At 67.9% G+C, this 14,766-nt stretch carries 25 protein-coding genes; 23 read left to right on the top strand and 2 right to left on the bottom strand.

All coding sequences use genetic code 11. The features are described from left to right. Positions 1–33: 33 nt before the first annotated feature. Positions 34–1,122 carry an endo-1,4-beta-xylanase gene (locus ABT026_RS00860; protein WP_351110718.1) on the top strand — a complete coding sequence of 363 codons (1,089 nt, stop codon included), beginning with the start codon at positions 34–36 and terminating at the stop codon, positions 1,120–1,122. A 190-nt stretch (positions 1,123–1,312) separates the two neighbouring features. On the opposite strand, the gene ABT026_RS00855 is transcribed toward ABT026_RS00860, so the two are convergent. Together ABT026_RS00855 and ABT026_RS00850 are read right to left on the bottom strand one after the other, a co-directional pair. Further along, complete coding sequence (locus tag ABT026_RS00855; protein WP_351110716.1) at positions 1,313–1,723, bottom strand: four-helix bundle copper-binding protein; 411 nt, start codon at positions 1,721–1,723, stop codon at positions 1,313–1,315. Positions 1,724–1,932: 209 nt separating this feature from the next. After that, complete coding sequence (locus ABT026_RS00850) at positions 1,933–3,468, bottom strand: MFS transporter (protein ID WP_351110714.1); 1,536 nt, start codon at positions 3,466–3,468, stop codon at positions 1,933–1,935. An 87-nt stretch (positions 3,469–3,555) separates the two neighbouring features. Between ABT026_RS00850 and ABT026_RS00845 the strand changes: the two genes are divergently transcribed. The 22 genes from ABT026_RS00845 to rplO all read left to right on the top strand — a co-directional run bounded on the left by ABT026_RS00845 (position 3,556) and on the right by rplO (position 14,636). Further along, positions 3,556–4,023 (top strand): MarR family winged helix-turn-helix transcriptional regulator, encoded by a 468-nt coding sequence (locus ABT026_RS00845; RefSeq protein WP_351110713.1) that lies wholly within the window; start codon positions 3,556–3,558, stop codon positions 4,021–4,023. Positions 4,024–4,775: 752 nt separating this feature from the next. Further along, positions 4,776–5,084 (top strand): 30S ribosomal protein S10, encoded by a 309-nt coding sequence (gene rpsJ, locus ABT026_RS00840; protein ID WP_003948644.1) that lies wholly within the window; start codon positions 4,776–4,778, stop codon positions 5,082–5,084. Positions 5,085–5,101: 17 nt separating this feature from the next. Beyond that, positions 5,102–5,746 carry a 50S ribosomal protein L3 gene (gene rplC / locus ABT026_RS00835; RefSeq protein WP_351110711.1) on the top strand — a complete coding sequence of 215 codons (645 nt, stop codon included), beginning with the start codon at positions 5,102–5,104 and terminating at the stop codon, positions 5,744–5,746. A 4-nt stretch (positions 5,747–5,750) separates the two neighbouring features. Beyond that, a complete protein-coding gene (gene rplD, locus ABT026_RS00830) occupies positions 5,751–6,398 on the top strand; it encodes a 50S ribosomal protein L4 (protein ID WP_351110709.1) in 648 nt (215 codons plus the stop codon). Then, positions 6,398–6,817, top strand: a complete 420-nt coding sequence (gene rplW / locus ABT026_RS00825) for a 50S ribosomal protein L23 (protein WP_351110707.1) — start codon at positions 6,398–6,400, stop codon at positions 6,815–6,817. Before rplD ends, rplW begins: the two co-directional genes overlap by 1 nt. A 51-nt stretch (positions 6,818–6,868) precedes the next feature. Beyond that, the gene (gene rplB / locus ABT026_RS00820) at positions 6,869–7,705 is read left to right on the top strand and encodes a 50S ribosomal protein L2 (RefSeq protein ID WP_351110705.1); all 837 of its coding nucleotides are present in this window, start codon (positions 6,869–6,871) and stop codon (positions 7,703–7,705) included. Positions 7,706–7,717: 12 nt separating this feature from the next. Beyond that, a complete protein-coding gene (rpsS, locus tag ABT026_RS00815) occupies positions 7,718–7,999 on the top strand; it encodes a 30S ribosomal protein S19 (RefSeq protein ID WP_108954814.1) in 282 nt (93 codons plus the stop codon). A 42-nt stretch (positions 8,000–8,041) separates the two neighbouring features. Next, positions 8,042–8,389 carry a 50S ribosomal protein L22 gene (rplV, locus tag ABT026_RS00810; protein ID WP_108954813.1) on the top strand — a complete coding sequence of 116 codons (348 nt, stop codon included), beginning with the start codon at positions 8,042–8,044 and terminating at the stop codon, positions 8,387–8,389. Further along, positions 8,389–9,228 (top strand): 30S ribosomal protein S3, encoded by an 840-nt coding sequence (rpsC, locus tag ABT026_RS00805; RefSeq protein ID WP_351110702.1) that lies wholly within the window; start codon positions 8,389–8,391, stop codon positions 9,226–9,228. Before rplV ends, rpsC begins: the two co-directional genes overlap by 1 nt. A 3-nt stretch (positions 9,229–9,231) precedes the next feature. Then, positions 9,232–9,651, top strand: coding sequence for a 50S ribosomal protein L16 (rplP, locus tag ABT026_RS00800; protein ID WP_005313579.1), 420 nt, complete (start codon positions 9,232–9,234; stop codon positions 9,649–9,651). Continuing rightward, positions 9,651–9,875 carry a 50S ribosomal protein L29 gene (gene rpmC, locus ABT026_RS00795; protein ID WP_351110700.1) on the top strand — a complete coding sequence of 75 codons (225 nt, stop codon included), beginning with the start codon at positions 9,651–9,653 and terminating at the stop codon, positions 9,873–9,875. The genes rplP and rpmC overlap by 1 nt, the downstream gene beginning before the upstream one ends. Next, positions 9,872–10,156: a 30S ribosomal protein S17 gene (gene rpsQ, locus ABT026_RS00790; protein ID WP_351110698.1), complete on the top strand. Its 285-nt coding sequence runs from the start codon at positions 9,872–9,874 to the stop codon at positions 10,154–10,156. The genes rpmC and rpsQ overlap by 4 nt, the downstream gene beginning before the upstream one ends. 171 nt (positions 10,157–10,327) lie before the next feature. Next, complete coding sequence (rplN, locus tag ABT026_RS00785; protein ID WP_003956455.1) at positions 10,328–10,696, top strand: 50S ribosomal protein L14; 369 nt, start codon at positions 10,328–10,330, stop codon at positions 10,694–10,696. A gap of 2 nt (positions 10,697–10,698) precedes the next feature. Further along, the gene (gene rplX, locus ABT026_RS00780) at positions 10,699–11,010 is read left to right on the top strand and encodes a 50S ribosomal protein L24 (RefSeq protein WP_351110696.1); all 312 of its coding nucleotides are present in this window, start codon (positions 10,699–10,701) and stop codon (positions 11,008–11,010) included. Then, positions 11,007–11,564 carry a 50S ribosomal protein L5 gene (rplE, locus tag ABT026_RS00775; protein ID WP_108954808.1) on the top strand — a complete coding sequence of 186 codons (558 nt, stop codon included), beginning with the start codon at positions 11,007–11,009 and terminating at the stop codon, positions 11,562–11,564. Before rplX ends, rplE begins: the two co-directional genes overlap by 4 nt. Positions 11,565–11,569: 5 nt before the next feature. Then, complete coding sequence (locus ABT026_RS00770) at positions 11,570–11,755, top strand: type Z 30S ribosomal protein S14 (protein WP_003956452.1); 186 nt, start codon at positions 11,570–11,572, stop codon at positions 11,753–11,755. 238 nt (positions 11,756–11,993) lie between these two features. Then, complete coding sequence (gene rpsH, locus ABT026_RS00765; RefSeq protein ID WP_180220786.1) at positions 11,994–12,392, top strand: 30S ribosomal protein S8; 399 nt, start codon at positions 11,994–11,996, stop codon at positions 12,390–12,392. Positions 12,393–12,414: 22 nt separating this feature from the next. After that, positions 12,415–12,954 (top strand): 50S ribosomal protein L6, encoded by a 540-nt coding sequence (gene rplF / locus ABT026_RS00760; protein ID WP_108954807.1) that lies wholly within the window; start codon positions 12,415–12,417, stop codon positions 12,952–12,954. Between the two features lie 3 nt (positions 12,955–12,957). Next, entirely contained in the window at positions 12,958–13,341 is a 384-nt protein-coding gene (rplR, locus tag ABT026_RS00755) for a 50S ribosomal protein L18 (RefSeq protein ID WP_108954806.1), read from the top strand. A gap of 46 nt (positions 13,342–13,387) precedes the next feature. Next, positions 13,388–13,996, top strand: coding sequence for a 30S ribosomal protein S5 (rpsE, locus tag ABT026_RS00750; protein ID WP_108954805.1), 609 nt, complete (start codon positions 13,388–13,390; stop codon positions 13,994–13,996). Then, a complete protein-coding gene (gene rpmD, locus ABT026_RS00745; RefSeq protein WP_003974250.1) occupies positions 13,996–14,178 on the top strand; it encodes a 50S ribosomal protein L30 in 183 nt (60 codons plus the stop codon). Before rpsE ends, rpmD begins: the two co-directional genes overlap by 1 nt. Positions 14,179–14,180: 2 nt before the next feature. Beyond that, positions 14,181–14,636, top strand: coding sequence for a 50S ribosomal protein L15 (gene rplO / locus ABT026_RS00740; protein ID WP_108954804.1), 456 nt, complete (start codon positions 14,181–14,183; stop codon positions 14,634–14,636). Positions 14,637–14,766: the final 130 nt, after the last annotated feature.

The raw sequence follows: 14,766 nt of genomic DNA, 5'->3' as shown, positions 1-14,766 counted from the left end.
CCACCGACATCAAGCACCATCGAGAGGACCGCAATGAAGCACCTCCGTGCTGCCGCAGCCGTCATGGCGAGCGGGGCGCTGCTGTTCACCGGCGCCGTCACCTCCGCGCAGGCCGCTCCGGCGGGCCCGCACCACCACACCAAGGGTGCTCCGCTGAAGGCCCTGGCCAACCGCGACCACCTGCTCTTCGGCACCGCGGTCAACATGGACGCCCTCGCCGAGGACGCGACCTACCGCAAGATCACGGCCCGCGAGTTCAGCTCGGTCACCGCCGAGAACGTGATGAAGTGGGAGACCCTCCAGCCGCAGCGCGGGGTCTACGACTTCACCCAGGGCGACGCCCTGGTGAACTTCGCCCGCTCCAACGGCCAGGCGGTCCGCGGTCACACCCTGCTGTGGCACAACCAGCTCCCGGGCTGGCTGACCTCGGGCGTGGCCGACGGCTCGATCTCCAAGGACGAGCTGCGCCAGATCCTGCGTGAGCACATCACCACGGTGGCCAAGCACTACAAGGGCAAGCTCTACCAGTGGGACGTCGTCAACGAGGTCTTCGAGGAGGACGGCAGCTACCGCCAGTCGCTCTGGTACCAGCAGCTCGGCCCGTCCTACATCGCCGACGCCTTCCGCTGGGCCCACCAGGCCGACCCGCACGCGAAGCTGTACGTCAACGACTACAACGTCGAGGGCGTCAACGCGAAGTCGACCGCCTACTACAACCTGGTGAAGGACCTGCGGGCCCAGGGCGTCAAGGTGGACGGCTTCGGCATCCAGGGCCACCTGGGCACCCAGTACGGGTTCCCGGGCGACATCCCGGCCAACCTGAAGCGCTTCGCCGACATCGGTGTGGAGTCCTCCTTCACCGAGGTCGACGTGCGCGGCGTGATGCCGATGGACGAGACCAAGCTCAACCGTCAGGCCGAGTACTTCAGCGGCATGCTGGACGCCTGCCTCGACCAGAGGAAGTGCACCTCGTTCACGATCTGGGGCTTCGCCGACCAGTACTCGTGGGTGCCCGGCGTCTTCTCGGGTGAGGGCTCGGCCAACATCTACGACGAGAACTACGCCCCGAAGCCGTCCTACTGGGCGGTGCGCGAGGAGCTCGCCGGCGGTCGCAACGACTGACCCGTCCACGGGCCCTCACCGGCCCACGTCCCTCCTGTCCCCGTGACAGGGGAACCGGCTCCGGCGGGCAACTCTTCACCCCGCGCCGCCCGCCGGTGACACGCCCCCGCCGGAGTTCCTCCATCCCTCCGGCGGGGGCGCCTTGCTGTCCGGGGCGCGGCGCGGGGAGGAGAGCCGAGGGAGCGGGGCGTCAGCCCATGGCCGCCAGCAGCGCCTCGCAGGCGTCCTCGCAGGAGCGGCAGGCCGCGGCGCAGAGCCGGCAGTGGTCGTGCTGGGTGTGGTGGGCGCACTCCTCGCCGCAGGCCCGGCAGGCCGCGGCGCACGCGGTGAGCATGGCCCGGGTGACGTCGACGTCCGAGCCGGTGTGCCGGGACAGGACGCGGGCCGTGGTGCCGCAGACGTCGGCGCAGTCCAGGTCGGAGCGGACACAGGTGGCGAGCTCGTCGACCATGTCCTCGGAGAGGCACGCGTCCGCGCACGCCGTGCACACCTGGCCGCAGGACACGCACTCCTCGACGCAGGCGGTGAGTTTCTCCCGGTCGACGCCGCCGAGGGCGGAGGGGTAGGCGTCGAGCATCTCCTTGACCTTGAGCGTGGTCATGCGGTCACTCTCCTTCCGCTGGTCACCCTGGCCGGGTGGGCGGATCGAGGCGGGGCAAACCTGAACGCGGGAGGGCGGCGGGCATTCCGCCCGCCGCCCTCCCGCGACCTGCGCCGACGATCCGGGACCCGCCTCCCGGCTCAGAGTTCTGTCCGGCTCAGAGGTCCTGTCCGGCTCAGGGGTGCGCCTCGCTCAGTGGTGCGCCCCGCTCAGTGGGCGGCGGACGGCGCCTGGGGGCCGCGGCCGCGGGCGGCCGGGCCGGTGGTGACCAGCAGGCCCGCCACGACCGCGGCGAGCAGCATCGCCCCGACGCCCCACCACAGCGCGTGGGTGAATCCGTGCACCATGGCCTCCTGCGCCAGTCGTGCCGGGCCGCCCGAGCCGGGACGGTGCTCGCCCAGGTAGCTGCTGGTGGCCGAGGTGGCGAGGGTGTTGAGCAGGGCCGTGCCGAGCGAGCCGCCCACCTGCTGCGCGGTGTTGACCGTGGCCGAGGTGACGCCGGCGTCCTGCGGCCGGACGCCCGCCGTCGCGGTGGAGAAGACCGGCATGAAGGTCAGACCCATGCCGAGGCCCAGCAGCAGCATGCCGGGGAGGACGTGCGTCGCGTAGGCGGAGTCGACCTCCAGGAAGGTCAGCCAGCTCAGGCCGGCCGCGCCGAGGACCATGCCGGGGACCATCAGCATCCGCGGCGGGGTGCTGGGCAGCAGGCGCGCCGAGATCTGCGTGGAGCCGATCATGATCGCCGCGGACATCGGCAGGAAGGCCAGACCCGTCCTGACGGGGGAGTACCCGAGGATGCCCTGCAGGTAGTAGGTCATGAAGAGGAACACGCCGAACATGCCGATGGTGGCCAGGCCCATGGTGAGGAAGCTGCCCGCGCGGTTGCGGTCGGCGAGCACCCGCAGCGGGAGCAGCGGTGTGGCGGTCCGGGCCTGCCACAGGCCGAAGCAGACGAGCAGCAGCGCGCCGCCGATCAGCAGCGTCAGCACGGTGGAGTCGCTCCAGCCCTGGGCCTCGGCCTCCGAGAAGCCGTACACGACGGCGACCAGACCGCCGCAGCCGAGCAGCACACCGGGCACGTCCAGCCGCGCCTCGCGGTGGCCGGGCCGGTCGTGCAGCAGGACCAGCGCGCCGATCACCGCGATCACGGCGATCGGGATGTTGACGTACAGGCACCAGCGCCAGTCCAGGTACTCGGTGAGGATGCCGCCGAGCAGCAGGCCGATCGCGCCGCCCGCGCCGGCCAGCGCGCCGTAGATGCCGAACGCCTTGCCGCGCTCGCGCGGGTCGGTGAAGGTGGTGGTCATCAGCGAGAGCGCGCTCGGGGCGAGCAGCGCGCCGAACGCGCCCTGAAGGGCGCGGGCCGCGAACAGCATCCCGGACGTCTGGGCCGCTCCGCCGATCGCGGAGGCGACCGCGAAGCCGACCAGGCCGATCATGAACGTGCGCTTGCGGCCGACCAGGTCGGCGACCCGGCCGCCGAGCAGCAGGAGACCGCCGAAGGCCAGGGTGTAGGCGGTGATCATCCACTGCCGGTTGCCGTCGGATATCTCCAGCGCCTTCTGCGCCGAGGGCATCGCGATGTTCACGATGGTGGCGTCGAGCACCACCATCAGCTGGGCCAGGGCGATGACCACCAGGCCCCACCAGCGGCGGGGGTCGGGCGCGTCGTCGACGCCGCCGGGGGCGGCGGGCGACGCGGTCCGTGTCGCTCCCTTGGAAGCGGGGAATGAGGGTTCGCTCATGGCGAGGACGTCGCTCCTTCGAGGGAATTCATCAGTTCAGCAGATCATCAGTAGTGCTGAACATCAGTGAAGGATACGCTCATTCCCATGAAGGACGCGCCTCTTTTGTCGCAGCGCCTCGGCTACCTGCTGAAGCAGGCCCAGGGCCGCCTGTCCGCCGAGCTGGTCGAGGCGCTGGCGCCGTTCCGCCTCCACCCGCGGGAGCTGGCGGTCCTCGCCGTCATCCACGATTCGGCGGAGCAGCCTTCGCAGATGGAGCTCGCCGAGTGGATCTGCCTGGACCGCACCAGCATGGTCGGCGCGATCGACTCCCTGGAGCGCAACGGGTACGTGGAGCGGCGCCGCAGCGACCTGGACCGGCGGCGCAACGTCATCACCCTCACGCCGGAGGGCGAACGGTGCCTGGCCGAGGCCGAACAGGCGCGTGAACGGGTGGAGCGTGCCTTCCTCGCCCCGCTGGACCCGCAGGCCGCGGCCGCCCTGGTCGACGCCCTCGCCACCCTGCTCGACACCCACGGCGCCGGCCCCATGGGCCACCGGGGCTGCCCCTCGTGACCGGGCGTCCCCCAGGCCTGAACTCCCCCTCGCACTGCGGAAGTTGACACCCGACCGGTGCGGCCTCCCGGCCACCGCGCGGCGCGAGCCGACCGCGCTCACGCTCCGGTGATCCAGCGCCTCCCGCGGATATGGCGGTCACGGCAGCCGTGTGCCCTCCGCTTCACCCGAACGGGCATGATCCGCGCCACATTCGACGGGGGAGCCCGCGCCCGAGGCCCGGCAGGCCCGGGGGAGGGGGAGGGGAAGGGCGTGGAGGAGGGGGTGCGAATGGGCCGACCGTGTCGCGGAGGGCCGCGCTGACCTGCTGCTTTGTACGCACCGTGCGCGACACGGCACCCTTGGGTTTGACGTGCTCGGCGCGCCGGGTACTCTCTTCCGCCCGATTGGCCAGGCTCGTCTGCCGTATGGCACACTAGCCAAGTTGCTCGGTCGAGTGTTGATGTCGCACGTCTCCCGCCGGGAGGACCGGAAGCGAGTCCCACAGTACTCGTCAGCCCCATGCGGGCTGGAAGTACGGGAATCTTCCGGGAAGTGTCGGCGCAGCTCCGGCCAGGCACCCGGTGGGCCTTCCGCTCCCGGTTCCGCGGCAGCGAGCCGCACTCCCATCACCATCTGGTAGGGACTTCCGATTCGTTCGGGACTTCGTATCGACGGGAGCGCGACACGCCCGACCGCGTGGGTCGGCGAAGAGGGTCCAGCAAACCCACTGGGTTCCAGAGCGTTACTAGAGACAGGACTACTGAGTAGCCATGGCGGGACAGAAGATCCGCATCCGGCTCAAGGCCTACGACCACGAGGTCATCGACTCTTCGGCGAAGAAGATCGTCGAGACGGTGACTCGCACTGGTGCGTCGGTCGCGGGCCCGGTGCCGCTGCCCACTGAGAAGAACGTGTACTGCGTCATCAAGTCGCCGCACAAGTACAAGGACTCGCGCGAGCACTTCGAGATGCGCACGCACAAGCGCCTGATCGACATTCTCGACCCGACTCCGAAGACCGTTGACTCCCTGATGCGACTCGACCTCCCGGCCGGTGTCGACATCGAGATCAAGCTCTGAAGGCCGGTGATCTGAGAATGGCTAAGCAGATCAAGGGCATCCTGGGCGAGAAGCTCGGCATGACGCAGGTGTGGGACGCGAACAACCGCGTCGTCCCGGTCACCGTCGTCAAGGCCGGCCCGAACGTCGTGACCCAGGTCCGTACGAACGACACCGACGGCTACGAGTCGGTCCAGATCGCCTTCGGCGAGATCGACCCGCGCAAGGTGAACAAGCCCCTCAAGGGCCACTTCTCCAAGGCCGACGTCACTCCCCGCCGCCACCTCGTCGAGATCCGTACCTCGGACGCTTCCGAGTACACCCTCGGCCAGGAGATCACCGCTGAGGTGTTCGAGGCCGGCATCAAGGTCGACGTGACCGGCAAGAGCAAGGGCAAGGGCTTCGCCGGTGTCATGAAGCGTCACAACTTCCGTGGCGGCAAGGCCTCGCACGGTGCCCACCGCGTGCACCGCAAGCCCGGTTCGATCGGTGGCTGCGCCACCCCGGGCCGCGTCTTCAAGGGCATGCGCATGGCTGGCCGTATGGGCAACGAGCGCGTGACCACCCAGAACCTGACCGTCCACGCCGTTGACGCGGAGAAGGGTCTGCTGCTCATCAAGGGCGCGGTTCCCGGTCCGAACGGCGGCCTCGTCCTGGTCCGCACCGCGGCCAAGGGGGCCTGAGGTAATGAGCACTGTTGACATCCTTTCGCCGGCGGGCGACAAGGCCGGTACCGTCGAGCTCCCCTCGGAGATCTTCGACGCCAAGGTCAGCGTTCCGCTGATCCACCAGGTCGTCGTCGCGCAGCTGGCCGCGGCCCGTCAGGGCACGCACAAGACCAAGACCCGCGCCGAGGTCCGTGGTGGTGGCCGCAAGCCTTACCGCCAGAAGGGCACCGGTCGCGCCCGTCAGGGTTCGACCCGCGCGCCTCAGTTCGCCGGTGGTGGCGTCGTGCACGGTCCCGTGCCGCGTGACTACTCGCAGCGGACCCCCAAGAAGATGAAGGCCGCCGCCCTGCGTGGCGCCCTCACCGACCGGGCGCGTCACAACCGCATCCACGTCGTCTCCGGCGTGGTCGAGGGTGCCGCCTCCACGAAGGCCGCCAAGTCGCTGTTCGGCAAGATCTCGGAGCGTAAGAACCTGCTCCTGGTCGTCGACCGCGCCGACGAGGCCGCGTGGCTGTCCGCCCGCAACCTGCCCCAGGTCCACATCCTGGAGCCGGGCCAGCTGAACACGTACGACGTTCTCGTCTCGGACGACGTGGTCTTCACCAAGGCCGCTTTCGAGTCCTTCGTGTCCGGCGGCCAGGCCGTCACCGAAGGGAGCGAGGCCTGATGGCTACGCGTCACCCGAGCATCGCCTCCAAGGCTGCGAAGGCCGCCAAGGCCGCGCGCGTCGCCAAGGCGCGCCGCCACGCCGCCGAGGGCAAGAACACCGTCGTCACCCCGGCCAGCAAGTCGTACACGGACCCCCGTGACGTGCTGCTGAAGCCGGTCGTGTCGGAGAAGAGCTACGCGCTCATCGACGAGAACAAGTACACGTTCCTCGTCGACACGCGGGCCAACAAGACCCAGATCAAGCAGGCCGTGCAGTCGGTCTTCTCGGTCAAGGTCACCGGGGTCAACACGATCAACCGCCAGGGCAAGCGCAAGCGGACCCGCACCGGGTTCGGCAAGCGTCCCGACACCAAGCGCGCGATCGTAACCCTCGCTGAGGGCGACCGTATCGACATCTTCGGCGGTCCGACCGCCTGACGGCGGTCGGAATCGTCCAGATTTCGGATTACTTCCGAGGACTGAGAGACAATGGGTATCCGCAAGTACAAGCCGACGACTCCGGGCCGTCGTGGCTCCAGCGTCGCCGACTTCGTCGAGGTCACGCGGTCCACGCCGGAGAAGTCGCTGGTCCGCCCGCTGCACAGCAAGGGCGGCCGTAACAACGCCGGTCGTGTGACCGTTCGCCACCAGGGTGGTGGCCACAAGCGCGCCTACCGCGTGATCGACTTCCGTCGTCACGACAAGGACGGCGTGCCCGCGAAGGTCGCGCACATCGAATACGACCCCAACCGCACCGCGCGCATCGCGCTGCTGCACTACGCGGACGGCGAGAAGCGCTACATCCTCGCCCCGCGCAACCTGCAGCAGGGTGACCGCGTCGAGAACGGTCCCGGGGCCGACATCAAGCCGGGCAACAACCTGGCGATCCGCAACATCCCGGTCGGTACCACGATCCACGCGATCGAGCTCCGTCCGGGCGGCGGCGCCAAGTTCGCCCGCTCCGCCGGTACCTCCGTGCAGCTGCTCGCGAAGGAGGGCTCGATGGCCCACCTCCGCATGCCTTCCGGTGAGATCCGCCTGGTGGACGTGCGCTGCCGCGCGACCATCGGCGAGGTCGGCAACGCCGAGCAGAGCAACATCAACTGGGGCAAGGCCGGCCGCAAGCGGTGGCTGGGCGTTCGCCCGACCGTCCGTGGTGTCGTCATGAACCCGGTCGACCACCCGCACGGTGGTGGTGAAGGCCGTACCTCCGGTGGCCGTCACCCCGTCTCCCCGTGGGGCAAGAAGGAAGGTCGTACTCGTTCGCCCAAGAAGGCGTCGAACAAGTACATCGTCCGCCGCCGCAAGACGAACAAGAAGCGCTAGGAGCGGGTTTAGATGCCGCGTAGTCTCAAGAAGGGGCCCTTCGTCGACGACCACCTCATGAAGAAGGTGGATGTCCAGAACGAAGCCGGCACCAAGAACGTCATCAAGACCTGGTCCCGTCGCTCGATGATCGTCCCGGCCATGCTCGGCCACACGATCGCGGTGCACAACGGCAAGACCCACATCCCGGTGTTTGTCACCGAGTCCATGGTCGGCCACAAGCTCGGCGAGTTCTCGCCGACGCGCACCTTCCGGGGTCACGTCAAGGACGACCGGAAGTCGAAGCGCCGCTAAGCGGGGCTGTGAAAGACCATGACAGACACTGAAGGGACAACCATGGAAGCCAGGGCCCAGGCGCGGTACATCCGCGTCACGCCCATGAAGGCCCGCCGCGTGGTGGACCTTATCCGTGGCATGGATGCCACGGAGGCTCAGGCGGTCCTGCGTTTCGCCCCGCAGGCCGCGAGCGTGCCGGTCGGCAAGGTGCTGGACAGCGCCATCGCCAACGCCGCGCACAACTACGACCACACCGATTCGTCGAGCCTGTACGTCTCCGAGGCGTACGTCGACGAGGGCCCGACCCTGAAGCGGTTCCGTCCGCGCGCCCAGGGCCGCGCCTACCGGATCCGCAAGCGGACCAGCCACATCACCGTGGTCGTCAGCAGCAAGGAAGGAACCCGGTAATGGGCCAGAAGGTTAACCCGCATGGGTTCCGGCTCGGTGTCACGACCGACTTCAAGTCGCGTTGGTACGCCGACAAGCTGTACAAGGACTACGTCAAGGAAGACGTCGCCATCCGTCGGATGATGACGTCCGGCATGGAGCGCGCCGGCATCTCCAAGGTCGAGATCGAGCGGACCCGTGACCGCGTGCGTGTGGACATCCACACCGCTCGTCCGGGCATCGTCATCGGCCGCCGTGGCGCCGAGGCCGACCGCATCCGCGGTGACCTCGAGAAGCTCACCGGCAAGCAGGTCCAGCTGAACATCCTCGAGGTCAAGAACCCCGAGACGGACGCTCAGCTCGTGGCCCAGGCCGTCGCCGAGCAGCTCTCCTCCCGCGTCTCCTTCCGTCGCGCCATGCGTAAGAGCATGCAGTCGGCGATGAAGGCCGGGGCCAAGGGCATCAAGATCCAGTGTGGCGGTCGTCTCGGCGGCGCCGAGATGTCCCGCTCGGAGTTCTACCGCGAGGGCCGCGTGCCCCTGCACACGCTCCGCGCGAACGTCGACTACGGCTTCTTCGAGGCCAAGACGACCTTCGGCCGCATCGGCGTGAAGGTCTGGATCTACAAGGGCGACGTCAAGAACATCGCCGAGGTCCGCGCCGAGAACGCCGCCGCCCGTGCCGGCAACCGCCCGGCCCGTGGTGGCAACGACCGCCCGGCCGGCCGTGGTGGCCGCGGTGGCGAGCGTGGCGGTCGCGGTCGCAAGCCCCAGCAGTCGGCTGCCGCCGCCGAGGCCCGCCCGGCCGAGGCTCCCGCGGGCGCCGCTGCCGAGCCGAGCTCTGCCGGAAAGGAGAGCTGACCCATGCTGATCCCGCGTAGGGTCAAGCACCGCAAGCAGCACCACCCCAAGCGCCGCGGTATGGCCAAGGGCGGTACGACTGTTGCGTTCGGCGAGTACGGCATTCAGGCCATGACGCCGGCGTACGTCACCAACCGCCAGATCGAGGCCGCTCGTATCGCGATGACCCGCCACATCAAGCGTGGCGGCAAGGTCTGGATCAACATCTACCCGGACCGCCCCCTCACCAAGAAGCCTGCCGAGACCCGCATGGGTTCCGGTAAGGGTTCTCCGGAGTGGTGGGTCGCGAACGTGCACCCGGGTCGGGTCATGTTCGAGCTGTCTTACCCCAACGAGAAGATCGCCCGTGAGGCGCTTACTCGCGCGGCCCACAAGCTGCCGATGAAGTGCCGGATCGTCAAGCGCGAGGCAGGTGAAGCGTGATGTCGGTCGGTACCAAGGCGTCCGAGCTGCGCGAGCTGGGCAACGAGGAGCTTCTCGCGAAGCTCCGCGAGGCCAAGGAAGAACTGTTCAACCTCCGCTTCCAGGCGGCGACCGGACAGCTCGAGAACCACGGCCGTCTGAAGGCGGTCCGCAAGGACATCGCCCGGGTCTACACCCTCATGCGTGAGCGTGAGCTCGGCATCGAGTCGGTGGAGAACGCATGAGCGAGAACAACGTGACTGAGCAGAAGACCGAGCGCAACGCACGCAAGACCCGTGAGGGTCTGGTCGTCAGCGACAAGATGGACAAGACCGTCGTCGTCGCCGTCGAGGACCACGTGAAGCACGCGCTGTACGGCAAGGTCATCCGCCGTACGAACAAGCTCAAGGCGCATGACGAGCAGAACGCTGCCGGCATCGGCGACCGCGTCCTCCTGATGGAGACCCGGAAGCTGTCCGCCTCCAAGCACTGGCGCGTCATCGAGATCCTCGAGAAGGCGAAGTAACAAGCCGGGGCCCTGCCCCAGCTGACCGGCCGGGGGGCCACCCCGCCCCCCGGCCCGGTTCCTCGCCTCTTCAGGCCAAAGTAAATTCCCGCGGGGATCTCCCGCGGGTGAGTTCCGCCAGGCTCTCCGGCTCTGCTCCGGAGGGAACCGGCAGACGATCAGGAGATAGACGTGATCCAGCAGGAGTCGCGACTGCGTGTCGCCGACAACACTGGTGCGAAGGAAATCCTTTGCATCCGTGTGCTCGGTGGCTCCGGTCGCCGCTACGCGGGCATCGGTGACGTCATCGTCGCCACCGTCAAGGACGCGATCCCCGGTGGCAACGTGAAGAAGGGTGACGTCGTCAAGGCCGTCATCGTTCGCACCGTCAAGGAGCGCCGCCGCCAGGACGGCTCGTACATCCGCTTCGACGAGAACGCCGCCGTCATTCTGAAGAACGACGGCGACCCTCGCGGCACCCGTATCTTCGGCCCGGTCGGCCGTGAGCTGCGCGAGAAGAAGTTCATGAAGATCATCTCCCTCGCGCCGGAGGTGCTGTGAGCATGAAGATCAAGAAGGGCGACCTGGTCCAGGTCATCACCGGCAAGGACAAGGGCAAGCAGGGCAAGGTCGTCACGGCCTTCCCCCGCGAGAACCGTGTCCTGGTCGAGGGTGTCAACCGGGTCAAGAAGCACACGAAGGCCGGCCCGAACCAGGCCGGCGGCATCGTGACCGTCGAGGCTCCCGTCCACGTGAGCAACGTTCAGCTCGTCGTGGAGAAGGACGGCCAGAAGGTCGTGACCCGCGTCGGTTACCGCTTCGACGAGAACGGCAACAAGATCCGCGTTGCCAAGCGGACGGGTGAGGACATCTGATGGCTACCACCACTCCGCGTCTGAAGACGAAGTACCGCGAGGAGATCGCGGGCAAGCTGCGTGACGAGTTCAAGTACGAGAACGTCATGCAGGTTCCCGGCCTCGTCAAGATCGTGGTCAACATGGGTGTGGGCGACGCCGCCCGCGACTCCAAGCTGATCGACGGCGCCATTCGCGACCTCACCACGATCACCGGTCAGAAGCCGGCCGTCACCAAGGCCCGCAAGTCCATCGCGCAGTTCAAGCTGCGTGAGGGTCAGCCGATCGGTGCCCACGTCACGCTCCGTGGCGACCGCATGTGGGAGTTCCTGGACCGCACCCTGTCGCTCGCGCTCCCGCGCATCCGCGACTTCCGTGGTCTGTCCCCCAAGCAGTTCGACGGCCGTGGCAACTACACCTTCGGTCTCACGGAGCAGGTCATGTTCCACGAGATCGACCAGGACAAGATCGACCGCACCCGAGGCATGGACATCACCGTGGTGACCACGGCTGCCAACGACGCTGAGGGCCGCGCGCTCCTCCGTCACCTCGGCTTCCCGTTCAAGGAGGCGTGAGCGAGATGGCGAAGAAGGCTCTGATCGCGAAGGCTGCTCGCAAGCCCAAGTTCGGTGTGCGCGCGTACACCCGCTGCCAGCGCTGCGGCCGTCCGCACTCCGTGTACCGCAAGTTCGGCCTCTGCCGCGTGTGCCTCCGTGAGATGGCTCACCGTGGCGAGCTGCCGGGCGTGACCAAGAGCTCCTGGTAATCCCCCTTTTGGGGTTCCCAGGCTCTCGGTAAGCAGGCCGGTCCGGCAGGCGACCCGCCACACATGGCTTAGGCTGGTGTGGTTGGGCGCTTGCCGTGCCCGGCCGTCCGCGGGGCACGGTCCCGCTCAATGACGCTTACTACGCCGTAGGTCCACCGCGCCGCACCCGTCCCGTCTCGGATCGGGGAGAGGGATGGCGCACCAGGAAACCCCGGCGAGAGAGGCCTAAGGCCAATTCATGACCATGACTGATCCGATCGCAGACATGCTCACGCGTCTGCGTAACGCGAACTCGGCATACCACGACACGGTGTCGATGCCGCACTCCAAGATCAAGTCGCACATCGCGGAGATCCTCCAGCAGGAGGGCTTCATCACCGGCTGGAAGACCGAGGACGCCGAGGTCGGCAAGAACCTCGTCCTCGAGCTGAAGTTCGGCCCGAACCGCGAGCGCTCCATCGCGGGCATCAAGCGGATCTCCAAGCCCGGTCTCCGGGTGTACGCGAAGTCCACCAACCTGCCCAAGGTCCTCGGCGGCCTCGGCGTGGCGATCATCTCCACGTCGCACGGTCTCCTGACCGACAAGCAGGCCGGCAAGAAGGGCGTGGGTGGGGAAGTCCTCGCCTACGTCTGGTAACGGAAGGGAACGAGATACAGCTATGTCGCGTATCGGCAAGCTCCCCATCGCGGTTCCCGCCGGCGTGGACGTCACCATCGACGGCCGTACGGTCACGGTCAAGGGCCCCAAGGGCACTCTGACCCACACCGTCGTGGCGCCGATCGAGATCGTCACGGGCGAGGACGGCACCCTCCAGGTGACCCGCCCCAACGACGAGCGTCAGAACAAGGCCCTGCACGGCCTGTCCCGCACGCTGGTGGCGAACATGATCACCGGCGTGACCCAGGGTTACGTGAAGAAGCTCGAGATCAGCGGTGTCGGTTACCGCGTGGCGGCCAAGGGCTCGAACCTCGAGTTCGCGCTCGGCTACTCGCACCCGATCACCGTCGAGGCGCCCGAGGGCATCACCTTCAAGGTGGAGACCCCCACTCGCTTCCAGGTCGAGGGCATCGACAAGCAGAAGGTCGGCGAGGTCGCGGCGAACATCCGCAAGCTGCGCAAGCCCGACCCGTACAAGGCCAAGGGCGTCAAGTACGAGGGCGAAGTCATCCGCCGCAAGGTCGGAAAGGCGGGTAAGTAACCCATGGCATACGGGCAGAAGATCCTGAAGGGCGACGCCTACAAGCGCGCCGCCATCAAGCGCCGGCACATCCGGATCCGGAAGAACATCTCCGGTGACGCCGAGCGCCCCCGTCTCGTCGTGACCCGTTCGAACCGCCACATCGTGGCCCAGGTGATCGACGACATCAAGGGTCACACCCTGGCGTCGGCGTCCACCCTGGACGCTTCGATCCGCGGTGGCGAGGGCGACAAGTCCGCGCAGGCCGGTCAGGTCGGCGCCCTGGTCGCCGAGCGCGCCAAGGCCGCGGGCGTCGAGGCCGTCGTGTTCGACCGTGGTGGCAACAGGTACGCGGGGCGCATCGCCGCCCTGGCGGACGCCGCCCGCGAAGCCGGTCTCAAGTTCTGAGCCGGTTCCGTAGCGAAGCTAGCGGAAACAGAGAGAGGTAATTCCAATGGCTGGACCCCAGCGCCGCGGTAGCGGTGCCGGTGGCGGCGAGCGGCGGGACCGGAAGGGCCGTGACGGCGGCGCAGCTGCCGCCGAGAAGACCGCTTACGTTGAGCGCGTTGTCGCGATCAACCGTGTCGCCAAGGTTGTGAAGGGTGGTCGTCGCTTCAGCTTCACCGCGCTGGTCGTGGTGGGCGACGGTGACGGCACCGTGGGCGTCGGTTACGGCAAGGCCAAGGAGGTGCCGGCCGCCATCGCCAAGGGCGTTGAGGAGGCCAAGAAGCACTTCTTCAAGGTCCCCCGTATCCAGGGCACCATCCCGCACCCGATCACGGGTGAGAAGGCTGCCGGCGTCGTGCTGCTCAAGCCCGCGTCCCCGGGTACCGGCGTTATCGCCGGTGGTCCGGTGCGTGCCGTGCTCGAGTGCGCCGGTATCCACGACGTGCTGTCGAAGTCCCTCGGCTCGTCCAACGCGATCAACATCGTGCACGCGACCGTGGAGGCCCTCAAGGGTCTGCAGCGTCCCGAGGAGATCGCGGCCCGCCGCGGTCTGCCCCTCGAGGACGTCGCTCCCGCGGCTCTCCTGCGTGCGCGTGCCGGGGCTGGTGCTGCGTAATGGCACAGCTCAAGATCACCCAGGTTAAGTCGTACATCGGCAGCAAGCAGAACCACCGCGACACCCTGCGTTCCCTTGGCCTCAAGGGCATCAACACGCAGGTCGTCAAGGAGGACCGCCCCGAGTTCCGCGGCATGGTGCACACCGTCCGCCACCTCGTGACGGTCGAGGAGGTCGACTGATCATGGCGGAGCAGAACCCGCTCAAGATCCACAACCTCCGTCCCGCCCCGGGCGCCAAGACCGCCAAGACCCGTGTGGGTCGTGGTGAGGCGTCGAAGGGTAAGACGGCCGGTCGTGGTACCAAGGGCACGAAGGCCCGTTACCAGGTTCCGGAGCGCTTCGAGGGTGGCCAGATGCCCCTCCACATGCGTCTCCCGAAGCTGAAGGGCTTCAAGAACCCCTTCAAGACCGAGTTCCAGGTCGTGAACCTGGACAAGCTCGCCGCCCTCTACCCCGAGGGTGGGGAGGTCACCGTTGCCGACCTGGTCGACAAGGGTGCCGTCCGCAAGAACCAGCTCGTCAAGGTCCTCGGCCAGGGCGAGATCTCCGTGGCGCTGCAGGTGACGGTCGACGCCGTCTCCGGCTCCGCCAAGGAGAAGATCACCGCCGCCGGCGGTACGGTCACCGAGCTCGTCTGACGAGTTCCGGACGGGCCGACGTCGTAAAGATGTCCGGCTGATGTCCATGTGACCCGAGCGTTCCCGACCGGGGATGCCCCACAAATGGGGTATCCCCGGTTGGTCGTTCCTAAGGGGTTGGTGTCGCCGG

The sequence above is a fragment of the Streptomyces sp. NPDC002734 genome (genome assembly GCF_040295685.1).
Classification (GTDB): domain Bacteria; phylum Actinomycetota; class Actinomycetes; order Streptomycetales; family Streptomycetaceae; genus Streptomyces.
Note: the sequence above shows the minus strand (reverse complement) of the source record. Positions and strands in the feature narration are given on the sequence as shown.